Raw genomic sequence first — 25248 nt, 5'->3', positions numbered from 1 at the left:
TCTATGTCCCTGCGCTTTGCGCTGCTGTTGCTGTTGGCCAGCCTGTGTGCTGGTTGTGTCCTGTCGGGCGACTACAACCCGATGAAGACCAGCAAAGGCCGTGACGAAGCGCGAGCTGCCTACGTGCAGCTGGGGTTGGGATACTTGCAGCAGGGCATGACCGAACGGGCCAAGGTTCCACTGAAGAAAGCCCTGGAGCTGGACGGGTCGGATCCCGACGCCAACGCCGCGCTGGGCCTGGTGTTCCAGGCCGAAATGGAGCCTGCGCTTGCTGATGAACACTTCCGCAAGGCTTTGTCCTCCCGTCCCGCCGATGCGCGCATCCTCAACAACTACGGCAGTTTTCTCTACGAAGAACAGCGTTACAAGGAAGCCTACGAGCGTTTTGAACAGGCGGCCGCCGATACCCTGTATCCTGAGCGTTCGCGGGTGTTCGAGAACCTCGGCATGACGGCGGCAAAGCTCGGTCAGCGTGATCTGGCGCAGCAGCAGCTGGAAAAGGCGCTGCGTTTGAACCGTCAGCAGCCACGGGCATTGCTGGAAATGGCTGAGTTGTCATTCGAAGACAGGCATTATGTGCCCGCGCGTGACTATTACGACCGTTTCAGCCAGCTCTCCGAGCAAAATGCACGTAGTCTGCTGCTCGCCGTTCGGTTGGCAAAAGTATTTGAAGATCGCGACAAGGCCGCCAGTGCGGGCCTGCAATTAAAACGACTCTATCCCGGTACGCCGGAATATCAGCAATACCTGTCGGAGCAATGATGAAAGCGGCGCATCCCGAAGTTGTAGCAGCGAATCGCGTTAACCCCGGTGAGACCCTGCGCCAGGCCCGCGAAAGCAATGGCTGGTCGCTGGCCGAAGTGGCCCTCAAGCTCAACCTCACCGTGGCCTCCCTGAGCAACCTTGAAGCCGGGGCTTTTGACAAGTTGCCCGGGCATACCTTTGCTCGCGGCTACATTCGTGCCTATGCCAAATTGCTCGGCATGGATCAAACCGTTCTGGTCCAGCAATTCGACCAGTCCACCGGCACCGATTCCCAGGGCAGCAATGTCCACGCGCTGGGCCGTATCGAAGAGCCGGTGCGGGTTTCCCACACTATTTTGCGTATCGTCAGCCTGTTGTTGCTGATTGCGGTCATCGGCGGTGGTTTCGTCTGGTGGCAGGATCAGACTTCGCAGCGCACCAAGGACCTGATTGGCCTGGCCCCGGAGCACGTAGAAGTCGAAGGCGCCGACGGCACGACCCAGATTCATCCGCTGGACGAGCCGGAAGACCAGGCCGTCGCGGAAGGCGAAGCCGAGGGCTCGACCGCTCTGGCGCTGCCTCAATCGGAAACCACGGCTGAATCGAGCGGTGCCGAAACCGAGACCGCAGCGCCAGCCAACGCCCCGGTTGCTCCGGCACCCGCAGCGCCAGCTGCGACTCCGGCTGCACCGGCTCATACGCCAGCGCCTGTGGTTGCTGCTCCTGCAAATCCGGCACCTGCCGCTCCGGCCACGCCTGCACCGACCGTTACTGCCCCGGCAGCTCCGGCCGTCGCGGCACCCGCGCCGACAGCGCCCGTTGCTCCGGCTGCTGGTCAAGGCCAGGTTCAGGTGCAGTTCATCGCCGATTGCTGGACTCAAGTGACCGATGGCAGCGGCAAAGTGCTGTACAGCGGCCTCAAGCGCAAGGGCGACAGCCTGTCTGTCGTCGGCAAGCCTCCGTTTGCCGTGCGTCTGGGCGTTGCCCGTGGCGCGCAGGTCAGCTACAACGGCCAGCCGGTCGATGTCGCTCCGTTCACCAGTGGCGAGACTGCTCGCCTGAAGTTGGGTCAATAAGTCATGCACGGCGAATCTCCAATCAAACGTCGCGAATCGCGCAAGATCTGGGTCGGTAACGTGCCCGTGGGCGGCGATGCCCCTATCGCCGTGCAGAGCATGACCAACAGCGACACCAATGACGTCGCTGCCACCGTCGCGCAGATCAACCGTCTGGAAGCCGCCGGCGTCGACATCGTCCGCGTTTCGGTACCGGACATGGACGCCGCCGAGGCGTTCGGCAAGATCAAGCAACTGGTCAAGGTGCCGCTGGTTGCCGACATCCACTTCGACTACAAGATCGCGCTGCGCGTGGCCGAACTGGGTGTGGACTGCCTGCGCATCAACCCGGGCAACATCGGTCGCGAAGACCGCGTGCGTGCGGTGGTCGATGCCGCCCGTGACCGCGGGATCCCGATCCGCATCGGCGTCAACGCCGGTTCCCTGGAAAAAGACCTGCAAAAGAAATACGGCGAGCCGACCCCGGCCGCGCTGGTCGAGTCCGCCCTGCGTCACGTCGAGCATCTCGAACGCCTGAATTTCCAGGACTTCAAGGTCAGCGTGAAGGCTTCCGACGTGTTCATGGCCGTTGAAGCCTACCGTCTGCTGGCCAAGGAAATCGTTCAGCCGCTGCACCTGGGCATCACCGAAGCCGGTGGATTGCGCTCCGGTACAGTGAAATCCGCCGTGGGCCTAGGTATGCTGCTCGCCGAGGGGATTGGCGATACTATCCGCATCTCGCTGGCGGCCGACCCGGTCGAGGAAGTGAAGGTCGGTTACGACATTCTCAAGTCTTTGCATCTGCGTTCCCGTGGCATCAACTTCATCGCCTGCCCGAGCTGCTCGCGGCAGAACTTCGATGTGGTCAAGACCATGAACGAGCTGGAAGGGCGCCTTGAAGACCTGCTGGTGCCGCTGGATGTCGCGGTGATCGGTTGCGTGGTCAACGGCCCCGGCGAAGCCAAGGAAGCCCATATCGGCTTGACTGGCGGCACGCCAAACCTGATTTACATCGACGGCAAGCCGTCGCAGAAACTGACGAATGACAATCTGGTGGACGAGCTGGAAAAGCTGATCCGCGAGAAAGCGGCCGAGAAGGTCGAAGCTGACGCAGCGGTTATCGCGCGCGGCTGATCGAACGAATTAAGGAATTTCTGTGAGCAAGTCTCTGCAAGCCATTCGTGGCATGAACGACATCCTGCCGGAACAGACGCCGGTATGGCGTTATTTCGAAGGCACCGTTTCGCGTCTGCTGGATAACTACGGTTACAAGCAGATCCGCATGCCGATCGTCGAGTTCACCGAGCTGTTCAAGCGCTCGATCGGTGAAGTGACCGACATCGTCGAAAAAGAGATGTACACCTTCGAAGACCGCAACGGCGACTCCCTGACCCTGCGTCCGGAAGGCACGGCCGCCTGTGTGCGTGCAGTGCTCGAGCACGGCATCACCGGCGGTGGCCAGGTGCAGAAACTCTGGTACATCGGCCCGATGTTCCGTCACGAGCGTCCGCAGAAAGGCCGTTATCGCCAGTTCCACCAGATCGGTCTGGAGGTGTTCAACCTTGACGGTCCGGACATCGACGCCGAACTGATCATCATGACCTGGCGCCTGTGGGGCGAACTGGGCATCCGCGATGCGGTCAAGCTCGAGCTCAACAGCCTCGGCACCAGCGAGTCCCGCGGCCGTTATCGTGAAGCGCTGGTCGAGTATCTCTCGGCGCATCACGACAAACTGGACGAAGACAGCCAGCGTCGCCTGAAGACCAACCCGCTGCGCGTGCTCGACACCAAAAATGCCGACACCCAGGCCGTGCTGGTCGATGCGCCGAAAATGGCCGACTACCTGGATGACGAATCCCGTGCCCACTTCGAAGGCCTGAAGGCCCGTCTGGATGCCGTCGGCATTCCTTACGTGCTCAACCCGAAGCTGGTGCGTGGTCTGGATTACTACAGCAAAACCGTATTCGAATGGGTCACCGACAAGCTCGGCGCCCAGGGCACCGTCTGCGCGGGTGGGCGCTATGACGGTCTGGTCGAGCAGATGGGCGGCAAGCCGACCCCGGGCGTCGGTTTCGCCATGGGCATCGAGCGTCTGGTGCTGCTGCTGGAAACCCTGGAGCAGATCCCGGAGGAGATCTCCCGTCAGGTCGACGTCTATCTCTGCGCCTTCGGCGAAGAAGCAGAGCTGGCCGGTCTGGCTCTGGCCGAGCGGGTACGCGACCAGCTGCCCAACCTGCGCCTGCAAGTCAATGCCGGCGCCGGCAGCTTCAAGAGCCAGTTCAAGAAAGCCGACAAGAGCGGTGCGCTGTACGCACTGATCCTCGGTGACGACGAAATGGCCCAGCAAGTGGTAGGTTTCAAACCCCTGCGTGGCCAGGGCGAACAACAAAGTATTGCCTGGGATGCGCTCGCTGCACACCTGGCCACCTGCGTCGTGCAGGGTTGAAGCTGTCCAAACAGCCGATTTAGCGATTAAGGAGTATTGGGGTGTCGAGTACCGAAGACGAACAGTTGGCGGATTTGAAGGACTGGTGGACACGCAACGGCAAACCTCTGGTCACCGGCGGCCTGTTGGCACTGGTCATCGTGTTCGGCTGGCAGGCTTATCACAAGTATCAGAGCAACCAGTCGCAAGGCGCCTCGGTGCTCTATCAGCAATTGCTGGAAACCACGCTGACCCCGGACGGCAAGCCTGACGCCGCGCGCGTTGCGGATCTGGCCGGCAAGCTCAACAGCGAGTTCGGCGGTTCTGCCTACGCGCAGTACGGCAGCCTGTTCGTGGCCAAGGTCGCGGTCGACAGCGGCAAGCTGGACGACGCGGCGACCGAACTCAAGGCCATCGTGGCCAAACCGGCCAACCCGGCGCTGGGCGAAATCGCCCGTCAGCGTCTGGCGCAGGTACTGGGCGCACAGAACAAGGCCGATGAAGCCCTGAAACTGCTCGAAGGCGATGCCGACAAGTCGTTCCTGGCCACTCGCGAAGAACTCAAGGGCGACCTGCTGGTGCAGCTGGGCCGTACCGACGAAGCGAACGCGGCGTATCAAAAAGCCAAGGCGGCACTGTCGGATGAAGCGGCGGTCGGTGGCCTTCAAATCAAGCTGGACGACCTGGCCAAAGGGGATGCGTGACGTGATCCGTTGGAAGCATGCAGCATTGCTGGCTCTGGCCATTCTGGCCGCGGGTTGCAGCAGCAACAGCAAAAAAGAACTGCCACCGGCCGAGCTGACTGACTTCAAAGAAGAAGTGGTCCTGCACAAGCAGTGGAGCCGCTCGATCGGTGACGGTCAGGGCGAAACCTACAACATGCTGGTGCCGGCGATCGACGGTGACACCATCTACGCGGCCGACGTGACCGGTATCGTGATGGGCCTGGATCGCGGCAACGGCGACGTGAAATGGAAGAAAGACCTCGAACTGCCTGTGTCCGGCGCCGTTGGCGTGGGTTACGGTCTGGTCATGGTCGGCACCCTGCGCGGTGAAGTCGTTGCCCTCGACGCCATCAACGGCGAAGAGAAGTGGCGCTCGCGCGTCAACAGCGAAGTCCTCGCGCCACCGGCCAACAACGGTGACGTGGTGGTGGTACAGACCCAGGACGATCGTCTGATCGGTCTGGACGCGTCCACCGGCAACCAGCGTTGGGTGTATGACAGCACGCCGGCCGTACTGACCCTGCGCGGTACCAGCGCACCGATCGTCACCAACCGCCTCGCAGTGGCTGGCCTGTCGACCGGTAAAGTGGTCGCGCTCGACATTTCCAACGGCGTGCCGGTCTGGGAACAGCGGATCGCTATTCCACAAGGTCGTTCGGAACTGGAGCGCGTGGTCGACATCGACGGCGGTCTGCTGCTGTCCGGCGGTACCCTGTACGTCGCCAGCTATCAGGGTCGCGTCGCGGCACTGGATCTGGAAAGCGGTCGTCAACTCTGGCAGCGCGATGCGTCGAGCTACGCCGGTGTTGCCCAGGGTTTCGGCAATGTCTACGTAAGCCTGTCGTCGGGCACGGTTGAAGGCGTCGACGAGCGTTCCACCACAGCCCTGTGGAGCAACGATTCGCTGGCCCGTCGTCAACTGTCGGCGCCGGAAGTGTTCTCCAGCTACGTTGCAGTCGGTGACCTGGAAGGTTACCTGCACCTGCTGAGTCAGGTGGACGGTCGCTTCGTCGGCCGCGAGCGCATCGACAGCGACGGCCTGCGTGCCCGTCCGCTGGTGGTGGGTGACACGATTTATGTGTATGGCAACAGCGGCAAACTGGAAGCCCTGACCATCAAGTAACAACTATGCTTGGGGTTAATTCCCCAGGCGGCCTTGCTTCTGCAGGGTTTGCAGCACCCACGGGTGTTGCCCCGAGCACCAGCCGCTGCCTCGCAGCGGCTTTTGTATTTTCTGAAATAACGAAGTGGAGAGCCGCATGGTTCCCGTAATCGCCCTGGTGGGCCGACCGAACGTCGGCAAGTCCACCTTGTTCAACCGCCTGACCAGGACTCGCGACGCCATTGTCGGCGACTTGTCCGGTCTGACCCGTGATCGCCAGTACGGTGAGGCCAAGTGGCAAGGGCGTTCCTACATTCTGATCGACACCGGCGGTATCTCCGGTGACGAGCATGGTATGGACGAAAAAATGGCCGAGCAGTCGCTGCTGGCCATCGAAGAAGCGGATGTGGTTCTGTTCCTGGTAGATGCCAAGGCCGGTTTCACCGCCGCCGACCAGATGATCGCCGAACACTTGCGCAAACGTAACAAGCGTTCCCACGTGGTGGCCAACAAGGTCGACAACATCGACCCGGAAATGGCCCGCGCCGAATTCGCCCCGCTGGGCATGGGCCATGCGATCCCGATCGCCGGTGCCCACGGTCGCGGCATCACTCAACTGCTGGAAACCGCCCTGAGCGACTTCCCGCGCGATGATGACGAGCCGGCGGAAGGTGAAGAGGACGAAGTGGTCGCCGAAGGCGAGGAAGCCAAGCGCATTCCTGGCCCGAGCGAAAAAGACGGGATCAAGATTGCCATCATCGGCCGTCCGAACGTCGGCAAGTCGACCCTGGTCAACCGCATGCTCGGTGAAGACCGGGTAATCGTCTACGACCAGCCCGGCACCACCCGCGACAGTATCTACATCCCGTTCGAGCGTAACGACGAGAAGTACACGCTGATCGACACCGCCGGTGTGCGCAAGCGCGGCAAGATCCACGAAGAAGTCGAAAAGTTCTCCGTGGTCAAAACCCTGCAGGCGATCAAAGACGCCAACGTGGTGATCTTCGTGATGGACGCCCGCGAAGGCGTGGTCGATCACGACCTCAACCTGTTGGGTTTCGCCATCGAGGCGGGTCGTGCGCTGGTGATCGCGATCAACAAGTGGGACGGCATGACCCCGAGCGAGCGCGACTATGTGAAGGTCGAGCTGCAACGTCGTCTGTTCTTCGTTGATTACGCCGACATTCACTTCATCTCGGCCTTGCACGGCACTGGCGTGGGCAACCTCTACGCTTCGGTGCAGAACTCGTTCAAGTCGGCGGTCACCCGCTGGCCGACCAGCCGCCTGACGCAGATTCTCGAAGACGCGGTCAGCGAGCACCAGCCGCCGATGGTCAACAGCCGCAGAATCAAGCTGCGTTACGCTCACCTGGGTGGGGCGAACCCGCCGATCATCGTGATCCACGGCAACCAGATCGAGAAAGTGCCGAAGTCGTACGTGCGCTATCTGGAAAACACTTACCGCCGTGTGCTCAAACTGGTCGGTACGCCGATCCGTATCGAGTTCAAGGGTGGCGAGAACCCGTACGAAGGCAACAAGAACACGCTGACCGACCGCCAGGTCAACAAGAAGCGTCGCTTGATGTCGCACCACAAGAAGGCCGACAAGAAGCGTCGCGACAAGAAGTAAAAAGAGCAGCTGCGGGGTTCTGGCTGCAAACTTCGAGTTAAAGCGTGGAAGCAAGGAAGGGCTCTGTTCAGAGCCCTTTTTTGTGGGCGAAGGATTGATGCTTGAAACTTGTCGCTTGCAGCTTGAAACTTGCAGCTCACCTGCAAGGGGCTCCCGATGATCACCAGCAAGCTGCCGAATGTCGGCATCACTATTTTCACGCAGATGTCTCAGCTCGCGGCGCAGACCGGAGCGCTCAACCTTTCCCAGGGTTTTCCCGATTTCGACGGCCCGCAGGCACTGCGCGACGCGGTCGGTCGGCACATTGCCAGCGGCCATAACCAGTATTCGCCCATGACTGGCCTGCCAGCGCTACGCCAGCAGATTGCGGCGAAGATTGCCCGCAGTTATGGCGCCAGCGTCGATGCCGACAATGAAGTGACCGTGACCCCCGGCGCGACCCAGGCGATTTTCTGTGCCATTCAGGCGGTTATCCACAGCGGCGACGAAGTCATCGTGTTCGACCCGGCCTACGACAGCTACGAGCCGTCGGTGGAACTGGCCGGCGGGCGCTGCGTGCATGTGCAGCTTGGGCTGAAAGATTTCTCCATCGACTTCGAAAAGCTCAGCGCAGCCCTGAGCCCACGCACACGCATGATCATCCTCAACACCCCGCACAACCCGAGCGGTGCGCTGATCAGCCGTGCCGAGCTGGATCAACTGGCGGCGCTGATCCGTGATCGCGACATCTACGTGATCAGCGATGAAGTCTATGAGCATCTGGTGTTCGACGGCGTGCCGCATGTCAGCGTGCTGGCCCATGAAGAGCTGTATCAGCGCGCCTTCGTGGTCAGCTCGTTCGGCAAGACCTATCACGTCACCGGCTGGAAAACCGGTTACGTCGTGGCGCCGCCGGCCCTGACGGCGGAGCTGCGCAAGGTGCATCAGTACGTCAGTTTCTGCGGAGTGACGCCGTTGCAATACGCCCTGGCCGATTACATGGCCGAGCATCCGGAACACGTCGAAGAGCTGCCGGGTTTCTATCAGGCCAAGCGCGATCTTTTCTGTGATCTGCTGGCGCCGTCGCGATTCAGTTTCACCCGCGTCACCGGCACTTATTTCCAACTGGTCGATTACTCGCAGATTCGCCCCGACCTTAACGATGTCGAGATGGCGATGTGGATGACCCGCGAGCACGGCGTGGCGAGTATTCCGGTGTCGGTGTTCTACCAGCATCCACCCGAAGGCCAGCGCCTGGTGCGCCTGTGCTTTGCCAAACGTGAGGAGACGCTGCGGGAAGCGGCGGCCAAACTATGCGTGATCTGAGTGCGTTGCCTGATCTGAATCTGGCGCTGATCCAGACCAGCTTGGCCTGGCATGATCGTCAGGCCAATCTCGAGCATTTCGACGCGTTGCTGGAGCAGGCGCGCGGTGCTGATCTGATCATCCTGCCGGAAATGTTCACCACCGGATTCTCCATGGAGTCCGAAACCCTGGCCGAAGCCGAAAACGGCCCGACCAGCAAATGGCTGCGGATCCAGGCGGCGAAACTGAACGCGGTCGTCACCGGCAGCGTGATCATCCAGGCCGCCGACGGCAGCCACCGCAACCGCTTGCTGTGGGCGCGGCCAGACGGCGAAGTGCTGCATTACGACAAACGCCACCTGTTCCGCATGGCCGGCGAGCACAATCACTACACCCCCGGCGAACGCCAGGTGCAGTTCGAACTCAAGGGCTGGCGGGTGCGTCCGCTGATTTGCTACGACTTGCGCTTCCCGGTGTGGAGCCGCGACGCTCAGGACACCGATCTGTTGCTGTACACCGCCAACTGGCCGGGCGCGCGGCGTCAGCACTGGAACCGTTTGCTGCCGGCCCGGGCCATCGAAAACCTGTGCTATGTGGCGGCGGTCAACCGGGTTGGCACCGATGGCAAGGGCTTTGCCTATACCGGCGACAGTCAGGTGCTGGATTTTCAGGGCGAGACGTTGCTGGCGGCGGGGGAGGCTGACGGGGTGTTCAAGGTGATTCTGGAATCGGCTTCGCTGGCGGCTTACCGCGAGCGGTTTCCGGCGAATCTGGATGCGGACACCTTCGAATTCACCTGAATTTTTGCGTGACTGTGCGGGCCTTATCGCGGGCAAGCCCGCTCACACAGTGACCGGTTCGTACTCAATGTCATTTACACCAGAAAACCCTGTGGGAGCGGGCTTGCCCGCGATGGGGCCAAACCAGACAATTTAAATATCACAGGCAAAAAAAGGCCCCGAGGTGCAAACCCCGGGGCCTTTTGCATTGCAGCGGTCCCGTTACGCCGCTTTCGCTTCCGGCTGGCTCAGCGAGCGGTTCAGCGCGCTGAACAGTGCCTTGAAGCTGGCGGTGGTGATGTTTTCATCGATGCCCACGCCGTGCACCGCACGTTCGCCGTTCACACGCAGTTCGATGTAGGCCGCTGCCTTGGCGTTGGTGCCCGCGCCGATGGCGTGTTCGTTGTAGTCCATGATCTCCACCGGAATCGGCAGACCGGCCACCAGCGCTTCCAGCGCGCCGTTGCCCTTGCCGCGCCAGTGCAGGTTGGTTTCGCCCTGACCCTTGCTCGCCACTTCCACTTCGACGGCGCTGTTGCCGTTTTCTTCCTGCAGGCGATGGCTGACCAGCGCGTACGGGGTGTTGGCTTGCAGGTATTCGCTGTGCAGCAGCGCGTGGATTTGCTGCGCGGTCATTTCCAGGCCCAGGCGGTCGGTTTCACGTTGCACGACCTGGCTGAATTCGATCTGCATGCGACGTGGCAGGCTGATGCCGTATTCCTGTTCCAGCAGGTAGGCGATGCCGCCCTTGCCCGACTGGCTGTTGACGCGGATCACCGCCTCGTAGCTGCGGCCGATGTCGGCCGGGTCGATCGGCAGGTACGGTACTTCCCACAGTGCGTCGGATTTCTGCTGGGCGAAGCCCTTGCGGATCGCGTCCTGGTGGGAGCCGGAGAACGCTGTGTGCACCAGGTCGCCGACGTACGGGTGACGAGGGTGAACCTGTATCTGGTTGCACTCTTCGACGACTTTGCGCACGCCGTCGATGTCCGAGAAGTCCAGCCCAGGATTGAGACCCTGGGTGTACATGTTCAGTGCCACAGTCACGAGGTCGACGTTGCCGGTACGCTCGCCGTTGCCGAACAGGCAGCCTTCGACGCGATCGGCGCCGGCCATCAGGCCCAGTTCGGTGGCGGCCACGCCGGTGCCCCGGTCGTTGTGGGTGTGCAGGCTGATGATCACGCTGTCACGACGGTTGATGTTGCGGTGGAACCACTCGATCTGGTCGGCGTAGACGTTCGGGGTCGCACATTCAACGGTGGCTGGCAGGTTGAGGATGATCTTGCGCTCAGGCGTCGGGTTCCAGACCTCGATCACCGCGTCACAGACTTCCTTGGCAAATTCCAGCTCGGTGGCGCTGAAGGTTTCCGGCGAGTACTCGAAGGTCCACTCGGTGTCCGGCTGCATGGCGGCATATTTGACGAACAGCTTGGCGGCGTTCACGGCGATGGCCTTGATCCCGTCCTTGTCCTGGTTGAAGACGATGCGACGGAAAGAAGGGGAGGTGGCGTTGTACAGGTGAACGATGGCTTTCTTCGCCCCGCGCAGGGATTCGAAGGTGCGCTCGATCAAGTCTTCACGGCCCTGGGTCAGCACCTGAATGGTGGTGTCGTCGGGGATGTGGCCGTCCTCGATCAGGGTACGCACGAAGTCGAAGTCGGTTTGCGAAGCGGCCGGGAACGACGCTTCGATTTCCTTCACGCCCACCTGCACCAGGGTTTTCCAGAAGCGCAGCTTTTTCACCGCGTCCATTGGCTCGATCAACGACTGGTTGCCGTCACGCAGGTCGGAGCTGCACCAGATCGGCGCGGCATCGATGGTTTTTGACGGCCAGGTGCGATCCGGCAGGTTGATCACTGGAAACGCGCGGTATTTCGAAGACGGGTCTTTGAGCATGCTCATCGGGAAATTCCTTATTGTCTGGGCCGAAAAGAGGCGGCCTGCCGGTGGAACGAACGTTCTTGGAAAAGCGTGGGACGAGGTGCAGCGATTCAGCCCGGCAGTCGTGCGCTGACAAGGCACAGGCTGCGGTGCTGGCGAAGCTGAATGAGGGTGTGAGAGGTTTTCATGCCCTCAACCCTAACCGCGGGGGATAAGGATGGCAAGCAGTCGAAAAAAATTGAGAGGAATACCCGGAAAGCGGTTTTTTCCGAGATTTTATTCTCTGAATCAAAGTGAATGTTTGCAGAGATTGCGCAGTCCGTTCGTCGTGCGCAATCCCTGTTGGAGCGGCTTCAGCCTGAAATCAAGGCTGGAAAGCCCCAATGAAAATCGCCGGATCGACTCGTGCATCGTTCAGGCTGACGTTCCAGTGCATGTGCGGCCCGGTCGCTCGACCTGTAGCGCCCACCTTGCCCACCACCGCGCCGCGCGCCAGTTGCTGGCCGTTTTGCACGTCAATCTTCGACATATGACAGAACATGCTGATGAAGCCCTGGCCGTGGTCGACGAACACCGTGTTGCCATTGAAGAAGTAGTTGCCGATCAGAATTACCTTACCCGCTGCCGGGGTCTTGATCGGTGTGCCCGCCGGCACCGCGAAGTCCAGACCCGCGTGCGGATTGCGCTCTTCGCCGTTGAAGAAACGGCGCACGCCGAACTTGCTCGACAGCGGTCCGTTGACCGGTTTGTCCAGCAGCAGATTGCTCGGGGTATTCGGGCTGAAACTGCGGTAAGCCTTGATCTGCTCGGCCAGCTCGCCCTCGATACGCTTGAGGTTGGCCGGGTTCGGATTGACCTGCTGAGTGTTCTTCAGGGTGATGTGCTGTTCCGGGTATTTCTTGTTGCCGACACTGAAGTTGAGGTTACGGCTGCCACTGCTGATCTGCTGAATGCCGGGTTTGACGGTCAACGGAATGCCGACAATCGCCAGCCAGTTGTTCTGTTCCTTGATCACCAGCACCGGTTTGCCCTGATACGTGGCTTTCGGCGCTTGCGCAGCGGTCCCCAGATCGACGACCGCCACGCCGCCCGGCACCGGTTTGTTCAGCAGGCGGGTGATGTAACTGTCGGCGTGGGCGTTGAAGGTCAGGCACAGCAACAGCAGCGGAGCGAGAAAACGCGGCATGGATCAGTCCAGTAAAGAGAGAGTGACGGGCGTCAGGTGATTGTCCTCGACGCGCACTTGCAGTTCGCCTTCGCCCAGTCTGGCCTTGAGGCGCTGGCCGGTGTGGGTCTGTGCGGCGTTGCGGATCGCGTTGCCGCGCTCATCCAGCAGAATGCTGTAGCCACGGCCGAGAGTCGCCAGCGGGCTGACCACGTGCAGGGTCTGCATCTGGCTTTGCAATTGCAGGCGCCGGCGTTTCAGGCCTTCGTTCATGGCGCGTGGCAGGCGCTCGGCGAGGCTGTCGAGGCGCTGGCGCAACAGCGCCAGTTGGCGTCCCGGATGTTGCCCGGCGAGGCGGGTTTCCAGGCGGATCAGGCGTTCGCGGCGGGTATTGAGCTGGCGCTCGAAGGCGCGGCGCATGCGCATGTCCAGGTCATCCAGACGCTGTGCCTGCTGGCGCAGACGCTCGCCGGGATGGCGCAGGCGACGGGCCATGCCTTCCAGGCGCAGGCGATCGCGCATCAGGCGATCACGCATGCGCATCACCAGTCGGCGATGCAGGCTTTCGACCTGACGGATCAGGTGGCTGGAATCCGGGGCAAGCAGTTCAGCCGCGGCGGACGGTGTAGGGGCGCGCACGTCCGCCACGAAGTCGCTGATCGACACATCGGTTTCATGGCCGACCGCGCTGACTATCGGCGTCACGCAGGCATCCACCGCCCGGGCCACGGCTTCTTCGTTGAAGCACCAGAGGTCTTCCAGCGAGCCGCCGCCGCGAGCCAGGATCAGCGCGTCGAAGCCACGGGCGTCCGCCAGTTTCAGGGCGCGGACGATCTGTGCGGTGGCTTCACGGCCCTGAACGGCGGTCGGGATCAGCGTCAGTTGTACCTGCGGCGCGCGGCGGCGGAACACGCTGATGATGTCGCGAATCACCGCGCCGGTCGGCGAACTGATGATGCCGATGCGCTGCGGATGGGCCGGCAGCGGCACCTTGCGCTCGGCACTGAACAGGCCTTCGGCGCTGAGCTTTTCCTTCAGGGCATCGAAAGCAAGGCGCAGGGCACCGTCGCCGGCAGGCTCCACGGTGTCGAGGATCAGCTGATAGTCGCCACGCCCTTCGAACAGCGAGACCTTGCCGCGCACCTTGACCGCCAAGCCATCCTTGAGCGCCTGACGCACCCGCGCCGCATTCTGCCGGAACAGTGCGCAACGCACCTGCGCGCCGCTGTCCTTGAGCGTGAAATACACGTGGCCGGACGCCGGGCGGGCGAGGTTGGAGATTTCGCCTTCGACCCAGATGTTGCTGAACACGTCTTCGAGCAACACCCGCGCGCGGCCGTTGAGCTGGCTGACGGTCAGGACTTCGCGGTCGAGGCCGAGTCTTGCAAAGGGATCTTTAATCATGGGGCGCAGTTTAAAGGCATTCGCCGGTGAATGTCTGGAGGAAGTGTTGCACCAGCGGTGTGGGATTTTGCCGAGAAGCGAGGGCGACAGTGCTTTGGCAATCGCCGGTCAGCGGCAGAAATCTCACACCCGCAGGCGCGATGTCCTGCATCGATTCCGGCAGCAGAGCAATGCCGAATCCGGCCTGGATCAACTGCAATTGCGTAGTCTTGCGCGACATCACCCGAGCAGCCTGGGGGAAGAAACCGTGACGCATGCACAGGTCGGCGCACAAATAACTCAGCCCGCCGCGCTGCGGATGCGGGATGGAGATGAAGGCTTCGTCCTTCAATTGCGCCAGATCGACCGCCTCTGCCAACGCCAGTCGATGATCCGCCGGCACTGCAAGCAGCAAACGTTCGGTGTAGAGCGGCACAATCTGAATGCCCTCGCGCTGGCGCAGCACCGGCAGGCGCAGAAGGCCGATGTCGAGCCGGCCCTCGGCCAGCTCTTCAAGTTGTGCCTCCGAGGAGAGCGTGCCGATGTCCAGCGAAACGCCGGGCTGCTGCTCCAGGTAAACGCTCATGTCGCGCAACAACCGACCACTGATCGGCACGGTACTCGAGTGGCACACTCGCAAAGTACCGCGCTGCCCTTGGCCAATTTCCGTGGCCAAAGTGCTGGCCTTGTTCAATTCATTCAGCAGGTTTCTCGCCCGGGGCAGGAACGCTTCGCCAGGGGCGGTGAGCCGAGGCTGGCGCGCGGTGCGTTCGAATAGCGGCGTTTGCAGGCGGGTTTCCATGTCCTTGATCTGTCGGCTCAACGCTGACTGGGCAATGAACAGGCGCTCGGCCGCGGCACTGAAGCTGCCGCTCTCGGCGATTTCCACGAAGTAGCGCAATTGACGGGTTGAAAGCACGAGGCATGCCTTTTCGAGATGGCTTGGCGGTTTCGATGATATTAGTCGCAACCCTCGGCGCTGGCTAAAGTCATCGCAGGCTTATAAAGGAAGCGAGCGAATGAGCGTGGCGGGGTTGTTGAGCGAATGGTCGTGGGGCGCGCAGGGCTGGGTGATGATCGGACTGGCCATCGCGCTAGCCTACATCGTGTTCGGGATTGCCGGTTTCGGCACGGCGCTGGTGGCGGGGCCGATCCTGATTCTGTTCATGCCGCTGTCGAAGATCGTGCCGTTGCTGGTGCTGCTGGATTTCGTCGCGGCGTTCGGCAATCTGCTGCCGTCGCGGCGGGATGTGGCGAAACCGGAATTGCTGCGGCTGCTGCCGTGCATGGCGGTCGGGTGCACGCTGGGGGTGATTTTCCTGCTTAACCTCAAGTCCGATCTGTTGTTGCTGCTGATGGGGCTGTTCATCAGTGCCTACGCGGTTTATAGCTTGTGGATCAAGGCGCGACCGGCGCAGTTGTCCGCCGGGTGGGCGTTGCCGATGGGTACGGTAGGCGGGCTGTTCGGAGCGTTGTTCGGCAGTGGCGGCTTTCTGTATGCGATCTACCTCAACAGCCGACTGCCCAAGGACGCGGCGCGGGCCACGCAAAGTGCGCTGATCAGTTGCAGCACGGTGGTGCGTTTGAGTCTGTTCGCCATCGCCGGGGTGTATGCCGAGCTACCCTTGTTGATGCTCGCGCTGTGCCTGTTGCCGGCTATGGCGCTGGGGCTGTGGATTGGACGTCGACTGACCATGCGATTGTCCCGCGAAGCCTTCGTGCGGCTGGTGACCTGGCTGGTGCTGGCGAGCGGTCTGGCGCTGATCGGTCGATATTTAAGCACTTGACCGGATTGTCTCAGGGATTAAGCTGCCGGCCTCTAGGGCCTCTTCGCGGGCAAGCCCGCTCCCACAGGTTTCTCAGATGTACACAGGATGTGTGAGCGACTGAGAACCTTGTGGGAGCGGGCTTGCCCGCGAAGGCGTCAGAAGCCATACCGCAGGACTTTTCATGAATTCGCAGAGCATCATCGTCCCGAAAATCTCCAACCTGCCGGTGCACGAGCCCCGCGCCCGGGCGATCCTGCGCTGGTTGGTGCGCAAGAATATTGTCAAGGAAGAACTGAGCACCTGCGGACGCACTGGCAATCGCATGGCCTACGCCATCGCCGATGGTGCCCGCGCGGTGGTGCTGCATCCCGAGGCGCTGCCGTTCGGTGAGCCGATCAATGGTCTGGAGGTCATCACCAAGCGCTGCATCTACACCCCGGCCAAGGGTTTTCTCGAAGAGGCCGGTTGCGCCGAGTGCCGCCAGGAGATCGGCGAAGCGCTGTTCGAAAGTCTGGAAGACTGGATGCCGGGCCGTACCGACAACTTCACCTGCCCGGAATGCGGGCATGAAGACGACATCAACGGGTTCCTGTACTTGCAGGAATGCGGGTTTTCCAACCTCGGTTTCATCTTCAACAACTGGCTGGAGGCGGGGTTCAAGCAGAGTTTCATCGACGAATTCGCCGACTGGCTGGATCAGCCGGTGAGCTGGGTCAAGGTCGAGTTGTAAGGGGCGTTTTTCCCGTACATCAGCAACATTGATATAAGACAAGTTTTACATTGAGCCCGGTAGGGTGTCTGAGTATAATGGCGCGCTTCCATTTTCCCGCTCGGGAGCCCCCGCGATGCTGCGTATCAGCCAAGAAGCTCTGACCTTCGACGACATTCTCCTAGTGCCCGGTTATTCCGAGGTGCTTCCTAACGAAGTCAGTCTGAAGACCCGCCTTACCCGTGGCATCGAGCTGAACATTCCTCTGGTTTCTGCCGCCATGGACACCGTCACCGAAGCCCGTCTGGCAATTGCCATGGCTCAGGAAGGTGGCATCGGCATTATCCACAAGAACATGACCATCGAGCAGCAAGCTGCCGAAGTTCGCAAGGTCAAGAAGTTCGAAGCCGGTGTGGTCAAGGACCCAATCACCATCGAGGCTGACGCCACGGTTCGTGATCTGTTCGAACTGACCCGCATGCACAACATTTCCGGCGTTCCGGTGCTGCACGATGGCGACCTGGTCGGCATCGTCACTTCCCGTGACGTACGCTTCGAAACCCGTCTGGATGCCACCGTTCGTGAAGTGATGACGCCCAAAGAGCGTCTGGTCACTGTTCGCGAAGGCGCCGACAAGAACGAAGTCCGCGAGCTGCTGCACAAGCACCGCCTGGAAAAAGTCCTGATCGTCGACGACAAGTTTGCCCTCAAAGGCATGATGACCGTCAAAGACATCGAAAAAGCCAAGGCCTACCCGCTGGCCAGCAAGGACGATCAAGGTCGTCTGCGCGTTGGCGCTGCAGTCGGTACCGGTAAAGACACCGGTGACCGCGTTGCAGCCCTGGTCAATGCCGGTGTGGATGTGGTGGTGGTCGACACCGCACACGGTCACTCCAAAGGCGTGATCGACCGTGTTCGCTGGGTCAAAGAGAATTTCCCTGAAGTGCAGGTGATCGGCGGCAACATCGCCACCGGCGCAGCCGCCAAGGCCCTGGCCGAAGCCGGCGCCGACGCGGTCAAGGTCGGTATCGGCCCTGGCTCGATCTGCACCACCCGTATCGTCGCCGGTGTCGGCGTTCCGCAAATCAGTGCCATCGCCAACGTTGCCGCTGCCCTTGAAGGCACCGGTGTTCCGTTGATCGCCGACGGCGGTATCCGTTTCTCCGGTGACCTGTCCAAGGCCATCGTGGCCGGTGCTTCCTGCGTGATGATGGGCTCGATGTTCGCCGGTACCGAAGAAGCGCCGGGCGAGATCGAACTGTTCCAGGGTCGTTCGTACAAGGCTTATCGCGGCATGGGTTCGCTGGGCGCCATGTCCCAGGCGCAAGGTTCCTCCGACCGTTACTTCCAGGACTCCTCGGCAGGCGCCGAGAAGCTTGTACCTGAAGGGATCGAAGGCCGTGTGCCTTACAAGGGCACCCTGAGCGCGATCATCCACCAGTTGATGGGCGGTCTGCGTTCTTCGATGGGTTACACCGGCAGCGCCAACATCGAAGAAATGCGCACCAAGCCTGAGTTCGTGCGGATCACTGGTGCCGGCATGGCCGAGTCCCACGTTCACGACGTGCAGATCACCAAGGAAGCGCCAAACTACCGCGTAGGTTGAGCCTTCAAGCAACAAGCTAAGCAACCGGGGCTGTTTTATTCAGCCCCGAGTTGTTTCTGAATCACGACTGTTTCTGAATGACTTAGACGAGACTGAATCATGGCCCTCGATATTCACGCTCACCGCATCCTGATCCTCGACTTCGGCTCGCAATACACCCAACTGATCGCCCGCCGCGTGCGCGAGATCGGTGTGTACTGCGAACTGCACCCGTTCGACATGGACGAAGATGCGATCCGCGAATTTGCGCCAAAAGGCGTGATCCTCGCCGGCGGTCCCGAGTCCGTGCACGAAGCCAACAGCCCGCGCTGCCCGCAAGCGGTGTTCGACCTGGGCGTTCCGGTCTTCGGTATCTGCTACGGCATGCAGACCATGGCCGAGCAACTGGGCGGCAAGGTTGAAGGCTCCGAACTGCGTGAGTTCGGTTATGCCCGCGTTGACGTGGTCGGCAAGAGCCGCCTGCTCGACGGCATCGAAGACCACATCGACGCCGACGGCCTGTTCGGCCTCGACGTGTGGATGAGTCACGGTGACAAGGTCACCAAGATGCCAAGCGACTTCCACATCCTGGCCAGCACCCCGAGCTGTCCGATCGCCGGCATGTTCAACGACGAGCGCGCTTACTACGGCGTACAGTTCCACCCTGAAGTGACCCACACCAAGCAGGGCGGTCGCATCCTGTCGCGTTTCGTTCTCGACATCTGCGGCTGCGAAGCCTTGTGGACCCCGTCGAAGATCGCCGAAGACGCCATCGCCAACATCCGCGCACAGGTCGGTACCGACAACGTACTGCTGGGTCTGTCCGGCGGTGTGGATTCCTCGGTGGTTGCGGCACTGCTGCACAAGGCCATCGGTGATCAGCTGACCTGCGTCTTCGTCGACAACGGCCTGCTGCGTTTGCACGAAGGCGAGCAGGTGATGGCCATGTTCGCCGAGAACATGGGCGTCAAAGTGATCCGCGCCAATGCTGAAGAGCAGTTCCTCAACAACCTGGCCGGCGAAGCCGATCCGGAGAAGAAGCGCAAGATCATCGGTCGTACCTTCATCGACGTGTTCGATGCCGAATCCTGCAAGCTGGACAACATCAAGTACCTGGCCCAGGGCACCATCTACCCGGACGTGATCGAGTCGGCTGGCGCGAAAAGCGGCAAGGCCCACGTGATCAAGTCGCACCACAACGTGGGCGGCCTGCCGGAAGAAATGAACCTGAAACTGGTCGAGCCACTGCGCGAACTGTTCAAGGACGAAGTCCGTCGTCTGGGTCTGGAACTGGGCCTGCCGTACGACATGGTCTACCGTCACCCGTTCCCGGGCCCGGGCCTGGGCGTACGGATCCTCGGTGAAGTGAAGAAGGAATACGCCGACCTGCTGCGTCGCGCCGACCACATCTTCATCGAAGAACTGCGCAAGGCCGACTGGTACCACAAGGTCAGCCAGGCGTTTGTCGTGTTCCAGCCGGTGAAATCGGTGGGCGTGGTCGGCGATGGCCGCCGTTACGCCTGGGTCGTGGCCCTGCGTGCCGTGGAAACCATCGACTTCATGACCGCACGTTGGGCACACCTGCCTTACGAACTGCTGGAAACCGTTTCCGGCCGCATCATCAATGAAATCGAAGGCATCTCCCGCGTCACTTACGACGTGTCGAGCAAGCCGCCGGCGACGATTGAGTGGGAGTGATCCCGCGACACCGGTTGTATTGATGCAATGAAAAACCCTGGCTTCGGCCAGGGTTTTTTTGTTTGTGGCAATGGGCAGGTCAGTGGGGAAGGCGGCTTTGCAGTTGCAGCCCCATCTGTTTCAGTGCGCTGGATAACTGCTCAAGATTATCGTAGGGGACGCGGTGTACCGGACCCCAGGATGGGCGATCAATGTAATAGCGCCCGTCTGCGAAGGTCTGGACAGGGGTTTGTACAATCTCGCCGTTCACACTTCTGTGGAATAACCGATAGATACCTTGTGAACGTTCGAAAACATACATGCCCGCGCGATACAGCAGTCGGTGTATTTGCAGTTCGCTTCGGCTGACCGGGGCCGCTTCCAATTGCACCAGCGCGTCGACGTAATGGGTATCGAAAGTCCCGCGTTGTATCAGCGTTTCTGAATGCGGGCCCCGTTCTATATCGATGCCTGGGTCCGGTGAGACACGTTCGCCCAGCCCCGGATCAACTTCTTCAATGCGCAAACCAATGCCGCCTTCCAGTTCGCTGATGCCGGCAACGCCCCTGAACGTATTGGTGTTTTCCACGCCTGTCAGTACCACCCACTTGCCGACGTCATTCAGGTTCTTGTCGATAAACATGATGTCGGCTGTCAGGTGGTTGGTCATGATTTGCTCCTCGGGCCGTGCGAGCGTATCGGGCCTTTTGTAGGAGGCCGCGCAATCGGTCGCCTGGACTCGAATACCGTTTTCTCGGGCGCTTTTGACCAGTGCCAGTTCGTCGAACCGCTCTGTCGGATCGGTACCGAGGCGACTCAGGTACTGCTGCAAGTCCTCGGACATGACGCCGGACTTGAAGTATGCATTCAGGTCAGCCTGGGCAAAGTCGCTGAGCAGTCGGCGCACATAAAGCGTCTTGACGCCTTCGCGCGCCAGAGCAGGCATGTTTTCAATGATCAGTCGCATGCTGGTGATACGGCCGGGCGTTTCGCTGATCACCAGACCGGGCGCTTCCTTGAGTGCCTGTGCAACGAAATCCATGAAGGTCATTGAAGAGGTAATTGCAGGTATCGGCGGGCGTGGCGGCAGTTTTGCCCATGGCAGATTCTTGTAGAAGCGCCTGGCGGAGATCCGAAGCGCGCGGGCTTTATCGGCGAAATACAGGGCATAGCGATCCGGAGCGATCAGCCCGCCGTCAGGACCAATTCGCAGTTGAATATGGGTTTCACGTAATTGCAGGGCCCAACGCCTCAGTTCGAACTCCCGCTGCGGATCGACTGCGTAAGGCGTCTTGACCAGTCGGATGTTCGGGGGCGCGCTGGGCGCAGGGTTTGACGGTCCAGGTTGTGTGACCAACGGCTCCGGCTCAGCGGGCGAGGGTTCGCGTGTATCAAGTTCAAGTGCCACATCGACGGTGCATTGCCTGCCCAGGCACTGGCCGCCTCCCTTGAGTCCCAGTCGGGTCATGCGCTCCCACAGGCCTTCGCTGTTCAAGCGCACGGGTATGGCGTGAATCAGTTGGCTGGGTTTGGCCGGGTCGATGATCGCCCAGAATCCGCCACCCTGTGAGTCGTTGAAGTAACGGACGCAGTAGGCCGTGTCATCCATCAGGATGGCATAGGGCGGGTCGGTGTCGAGTCTGTAGATGCCGCGATATTTGCCCGGCTCCGTAACCGGATCAAGACCGTCGAGGATTGCGTTGGATTGAAAGCGTTGCGGGATTTGTGAAGCTTGCACTGGTTCGGATATGACCGAGGGCTGTTCTGGCAGAACAGGCACGATGTCGTTCGGTTGTTCTGGCTCCAGTTCCGCTGCTGTATCGGCTTCTGTCAGTTCGCTTGCTTCGATGGCTTCGGACGGCATGTCGAGCTCCGCCAGTGCGCCTGTGCCCTTGAGAAACGGAATATTAAACAGCGCGTCGATGCCGCTGAAAATGGCCGCCAGGACACCTTCCTTGCGTTCCGCGGCAGTCCTGCCATTGACCGCCCTGTCGATGTTCAGCCCCATGTCGGCGAGACTGGCGCCAATGACCGGCAATGCCACGGGCCAGCCCACTGCGGTCATCGGACCAAATATTTTCAGGCCGGCGCTCAGATAACCGATCCACAGTTTCTTGCGCAGATCCGCGTTTGAGGTCAGGGAAAGATCCGCTTCGGCGAACATCGCGCTATGGGCACAGTCACGCAGCCAGCTGAATGCATCCACCGTGACCGTGTGATCGTTACGGTTGATCAGATTATGATCCGAATGCCCCCAGGTGCTGACCAGTCGATTCATCAGGTCACTGATGTGTTCGGTCATCCAGTGCCGGTCAGCCAGCGAGAAATGTTTGAGGAAGAGCTCACGCGGCGCTTTCTCGTTCAACTGTTGCAAGGCCCACCAATGCAGGTCGGCGGGAGTGTCCAGCACATGAAATGGTTGGTTGTCGCCGGGCACATAGAGGATCTGCCGGCCTGTCGAGTCAATGATGCGCAGGATATCGGTGGCCATGCGGCCGTCGATATCCAGCGTGCAAACCCGCAGGCCATGGCCGGGGATGAACTCGGTTTGCAGACTGTGCAGGCTCACGGGCCAGGTCAGCGGTCCGATGACCGCGCTGATTGCAGTCTGGAAGTCCTTGTCGTTCAGATGGCCGAGCGCTTGGGCCTCAACGGCTTTGCCGAGGAAGTTGCATTTGGCCAGTGTGCGGAATTCGCTGGAGTGCTGATTCCAGAACGACTGCAGCCCGTCGCGGTAACGCTCGCTGAAATTGAGGTTCCAGAAGTCGTTGATCACCTCGTGACCGTGCAGCCGGACTTCGTTGCTTGCATCGAAGTTTTCGGAGTCTGGTCCTGCGCTGTAAAAACCGCCGTATACACCGAGCAAGTCGGCATTGTCCTGATCCGTGGCGCGGAACCGGTGTATTACCAGTTGCGTCAGGGTCAGGCTTTCATAGGGCTTTTCGCCATAGTGCTGCCAACCGGTGAATGATGTGGCCAGGCTCTGAGCTGTTCTGAATCGATGGTAATAGACGTGATCGGGGTCGAGGCCGGTAACGCCCTGCCTGGCGAGAACTTCAATAGCCACCTGTCGGGCCGTGTCGTTAAGACTCGGGCAAGCCGTGACCACCTGGGTGGCCATGACCTTGAGTGCAGCTCTGTCTGCGTCATTGGGCAGCGTACGTTGTTCTGTCGGGTTCATTCGCTCTATTCCTTGAGAGTGAGGTCGGAGGGTGACCCATTCCCTCAAGGGAAGTGCGGTACAGGGTTACTACCCGAGATCGTCTTTGATGTGCGGCCTTCCGCCACGCTGCCCTTACCGTTTCGCAGGCGCAGGTGTATCGTATTCGCCTTTTGCGGGCGCACAGGCCCGCCGCAGATACGTGAGGTAGTTGAGTTCATGTCCTTTACCCGTCGCCAAATCCTCGGTGGCCTGGCCGGTCTTGTTGTCGTTGGCGTGGGAGCGGGGGGCGCGTCGCGTTACTGGCTGGGCAAGATGGCCGATGCCGACGCAGGGCATGACTATGAGCTGATCGCTGCACCGCTGGACGTCGAGCTGGTACCGGGGCGCAAGACCGAAGCCTGGGCCTTCGGCCCATCGGCGCCGGGCACCGAATTGCGCGTGCGTCAGGGTGAGTGGCTGCGGGTGCGCTTCATCAACCATCTGCCCGTGGCGACGACCATTCACTGGCACGGGATCCGTCTGCCGCTGGAAATGGACGGCGTACCCTATGTTTCGCAACTGCCGGTACTGCCGGGTGAATACTTCGATTACAAATTCCGGGTACCGGACGCCGGGAGCTACTGGTATCACCCGCACGTCAGCAGCAGCGAGGAGCTCGGGCGCGGGCTGGTCGGGCCGTTGATCGTCGAGGAGCGCGAGCCGACCGGGTTCAAGTATGAAAAGACCCTGAGCCTGAAGAACTGGCACATCGACGACGAGGGCAACTTCGTCGAATTCAGCATCCCGCGCGAAGCCGCCCGTGGCGGTACGGCAGGGCGGCTGTCGACCATCAACGGCGTGCCGACCCCAGTGATCGAGTTGCCGGCCGGGCAGATCACCCGCGTACGCCTGCTCAACCTCGACAACACTCTGACCTATCGCATCAACATTCCCGGCGTGGAGGCAAAAATCTATGCGCTGGACGGCAACCCGGTCGAGCCGCGCCCGTTGGGCAAGGAATACTGGCTCGGCCCGGGCATGCGCATCTGCCTGGCGATCAAGGCACCGCCGGCCGGTGAAGAACTGTCGCTGCGCAACGGCCCGGTTCGCCTGGGCACTCTGCGTTCAGTGGCCAACACTGACGCGCCGACCGACTGGCCGAAAGCACTGCCGGCCAATCCGGTGGCCGAGCCGGATCTGGCCAATGCCGAGAAACTCAACTTCAATTTCGAATGGGTCGGTTCGGTGTCGGTCAACGTCGACAACGGCAAGCCGCCGAGCCTGTGGCAGATCAACGGCAAGGCTTGGGACATCACCGACAAGACCTGCGCCGACCGGCCAATCGCCAGCCTGAAACTCGGCCAGAGCTATATTTTCGAACTGAAGAACATGACTCAGTACCAGCACCCGATCCACTTGCACGGCATGAGCTTCAAGGTGATTGCGTCGAACCGGCACAAGATCGTGCCGTACTTCACCGACACCTACCTGCTGGGCAAGAACGAGCGCGCGCAAGTGGCGCTGGTGGCGGATAACCCCGGGGTGTGGATGTTCCACTGCCACGTGATCGACCACATGGAAACCGGCCTGATGGCCGCCATCGAGGTGAAGTGATGCGTCAGATTCGCCCCGCGGCGATCATCGACCGCAGCCGTGACCGCGACTTCATGCGCGAGGCGCTGGCGCTGGCGACCCAAGGCGCGGCCCTCGGCGAAGTGCCGGTGGGCGCGGTGCTGGTGCAGGACGGCGAGATCATTGGCCGTGGCTTCAACTGCCCGATCAGTACCAGTGATCCCAGCGCACACGCAGAAATGGTCGCGATCCGCGCTGCCGCGCAAGCGGTGGATAACTATCGTCTGCCGGGCAGCACGCTCTACGTGACGCTCGAGCCGTGCAGCATGTGCGCCGGGCTGATCGTGCATTCGCGGGTTTCGCGGGTGGTGTACGGCGCGCTGGAGCCCAAGGCCGGGATTGTGCAGAGTCAGGGGCAGTTCTTCACTCAGGGTTTTCTCAACCATCGAGTGTTATATGAAGGTGGGGTGTTGGCGGAGGAGTGTGGGGCGGTGTTGACTGAGTTCTTCAGGGCGCGGCGGGCAAAACCCGCAGACTGAAGCACTACATCAAACCCTGTGGGAGCTGGCTTGCCAGCGATGGCGTCGGCACATCAAGCATTGATGTCGACTGATCCACCGC

The 25248-nt window shown here is 61.0% G+C and carries 20 protein-coding genes; 15 read left to right on the top strand and 5 right to left on the bottom strand.

Annotated elements, in window-relative coordinates:
- Positions 1-3 precede the first annotated feature (3 nt).
- The 9 genes from pilW (at position 4) to QLG12_RS02010 (ending at position 9765) form a co-directional block, all read left to right on the top strand.
- Positions 4-762 (top strand): type IV pilus biogenesis/stability protein PilW, encoded by a 759-nt coding sequence (gene pilW / locus QLG12_RS02050; protein WP_007956682.1) that lies wholly within the window; start codon positions 4-6, stop codon positions 760-762.
- On the top strand, positions 762-1820 hold the full coding sequence (locus QLG12_RS02045; protein WP_282473795.1) for a RodZ domain-containing protein: 1059 nt from the start codon (positions 762-764) through the stop codon (positions 1818-1820). The genes pilW and QLG12_RS02045 overlap by 1 nt, the downstream gene beginning before the upstream one ends.
- Positions 1821-1823: 3 nt before the next feature.
- Positions 1824-2933, top strand: coding sequence for a flavodoxin-dependent (E)-4-hydroxy-3-methylbut-2-enyl-diphosphate synthase (gene ispG / locus QLG12_RS02040; RefSeq protein ID WP_007956680.1), 1110 nt, complete (start codon positions 1824-1826; stop codon positions 2931-2933).
- A 22-nt stretch (positions 2934-2955) separates the two neighbouring features.
- Positions 2956-4245 carry a histidine--tRNA ligase gene (gene hisS, locus QLG12_RS02035; RefSeq protein WP_064383908.1) on the top strand — a complete coding sequence of 430 codons (1290 nt, stop codon included), beginning with the start codon at positions 2956-2958 and terminating at the stop codon, positions 4243-4245.
- A gap of 41 nt (positions 4246-4286) precedes the next feature.
- Positions 4287-4928: a tetratricopeptide repeat protein gene (locus QLG12_RS02030; RefSeq protein ID WP_011335807.1), complete on the top strand. Its 642-nt coding sequence runs from the start codon at positions 4287-4289 to the stop codon at positions 4926-4928.
- Complete coding sequence (gene bamB, locus QLG12_RS02025; RefSeq protein WP_039765728.1) at positions 4921-6072, top strand: outer membrane protein assembly factor BamB; 1152 nt, start codon at positions 4921-4923, stop codon at positions 6070-6072. Before QLG12_RS02030 ends, bamB begins: the two co-directional genes overlap by 8 nt.
- A 136-nt stretch (positions 6073-6208) precedes the next feature.
- Positions 6209-7681: a ribosome biogenesis GTPase Der gene (gene der / locus QLG12_RS02020; RefSeq protein ID WP_197868447.1), complete on the top strand. Its 1473-nt coding sequence runs from the start codon at positions 6209-6211 to the stop codon at positions 7679-7681.
- A 156-nt stretch (positions 7682-7837) separates the two neighbouring features.
- A complete protein-coding gene (locus QLG12_RS02015; RefSeq protein ID WP_282473794.1) occupies positions 7838-8986 on the top strand; it encodes a pyridoxal phosphate-dependent aminotransferase in 1149 nt (382 codons plus the stop codon).
- Positions 8974-9765, top strand: coding sequence for an amidohydrolase (locus QLG12_RS02010; RefSeq protein WP_282473793.1), 792 nt, complete (start codon positions 8974-8976; stop codon positions 9763-9765). Before QLG12_RS02015 ends, QLG12_RS02010 begins: the two co-directional genes overlap by 13 nt.
- Before the next feature lie 201 nt (positions 9766-9966).
- Here QLG12_RS02010 and leuA read toward each other — a convergent pair whose 3' ends face one another.
- The 4 genes from leuA to QLG12_RS01990 all read right to left on the bottom strand — a co-directional run bounded on the left by leuA (position 9967) and on the right by QLG12_RS01990 (position 15092).
- Positions 9967-11646 (bottom strand): 2-isopropylmalate synthase, encoded by a 1680-nt coding sequence (leuA, locus tag QLG12_RS02005; protein WP_197868449.1) that lies wholly within the window; start codon positions 11644-11646, stop codon positions 9967-9969.
- A 343-nt stretch (positions 11647-11989) separates the two neighbouring features.
- Positions 11990-12811, bottom strand: a complete 822-nt coding sequence (locus QLG12_RS02000; RefSeq protein ID WP_236193456.1) for a peptidoglycan DD-metalloendopeptidase family protein — start codon at positions 12809-12811, stop codon at positions 11990-11992.
- A gap of 3 nt (positions 12812-12814) precedes the next feature.
- Positions 12815-14194: an exodeoxyribonuclease VII large subunit gene (xseA, locus tag QLG12_RS01995; RefSeq protein ID WP_169431769.1), complete on the bottom strand. Its 1380-nt coding sequence runs from the start codon at positions 14192-14194 to the stop codon at positions 12815-12817.
- A 10-nt stretch (positions 14195-14204) separates the two neighbouring features.
- The gene (locus QLG12_RS01990; protein ID WP_282473792.1) at positions 14205-15092 is read right to left on the bottom strand and encodes a LysR family transcriptional regulator; all 888 of its coding nucleotides are present in this window, start codon (positions 15090-15092) and stop codon (positions 14205-14207) included.
- A 100-nt stretch (positions 15093-15192) separates the two neighbouring features.
- On the opposite strand from QLG12_RS01990, the gene QLG12_RS01985 reads away from it, so the two are divergent.
- The 4 genes from QLG12_RS01985 (at position 15193) to guaA (ending at position 19934) form a co-directional block, all read left to right on the top strand.
- Complete coding sequence (locus QLG12_RS01985; protein WP_282473791.1) at positions 15193-15960, top strand: sulfite exporter TauE/SafE family protein; 768 nt, start codon at positions 15193-15195, stop codon at positions 15958-15960.
- Between the two features lie 163 nt (positions 15961-16123).
- Positions 16124-16672, top strand: a complete 549-nt coding sequence (locus tag QLG12_RS01980; RefSeq protein ID WP_011335799.1) for a hypothetical protein — start codon at positions 16124-16126, stop codon at positions 16670-16672.
- 115 nt (positions 16673-16787) lie between these two features.
- Complete coding sequence (gene guaB, locus QLG12_RS01975) at positions 16788-18257, top strand: IMP dehydrogenase (RefSeq protein ID WP_011335798.1); 1470 nt, start codon at positions 16788-16790, stop codon at positions 18255-18257.
- A gap of 99 nt (positions 18258-18356) precedes the next feature.
- Entirely contained in the window at positions 18357-19934 is a 1578-nt protein-coding gene (gene guaA / locus QLG12_RS01970) for a glutamine-hydrolyzing GMP synthase (protein ID WP_197868453.1), read from the top strand.
- 79 nt (positions 19935-20013) lie between these two features.
- On the opposite strand, the gene QLG12_RS01965 is transcribed toward guaA, so the two are convergent.
- Entirely contained in the window at positions 20014-23094 is a 3081-nt protein-coding gene (locus tag QLG12_RS01965) for a membrane-targeted effector domain-containing toxin (RefSeq protein ID WP_282473790.1), read from the bottom strand.
- A 198-nt stretch (positions 23095-23292) separates the two neighbouring features.
- On the opposite strand from QLG12_RS01965, the gene QLG12_RS01960 reads away from it, so the two are divergent.
- Positions 23293-24669 (top strand): multicopper oxidase family protein, encoded by a 1377-nt coding sequence (locus QLG12_RS01960; protein WP_197868456.1) that lies wholly within the window; start codon positions 23293-23295, stop codon positions 24667-24669.
- Positions 24669-25166 carry a tRNA adenosine(34) deaminase TadA gene (gene tadA / locus QLG12_RS01955; RefSeq protein WP_282473789.1) on the top strand — a complete coding sequence of 166 codons (498 nt, stop codon included), beginning with the start codon at positions 24669-24671 and terminating at the stop codon, positions 25164-25166. Before QLG12_RS01960 ends, tadA begins: the two co-directional genes overlap by 1 nt.
- Positions 25167-25248 lie beyond the last annotated feature (82 nt).

Origin of the sequence: Pseudomonas sp. V88_4 (assembly GCF_029967985.1) — a bacterium.
GTDB classification, from domain to species: Bacteria; Pseudomonadota; Gammaproteobacteria; order Pseudomonadales; family Pseudomonadaceae; genus Aquipseudomonas; species Aquipseudomonas glycinae.
Note: the sequence above shows the minus strand (reverse complement) of the source record. Positions and strands in the feature narration are given on the sequence as shown.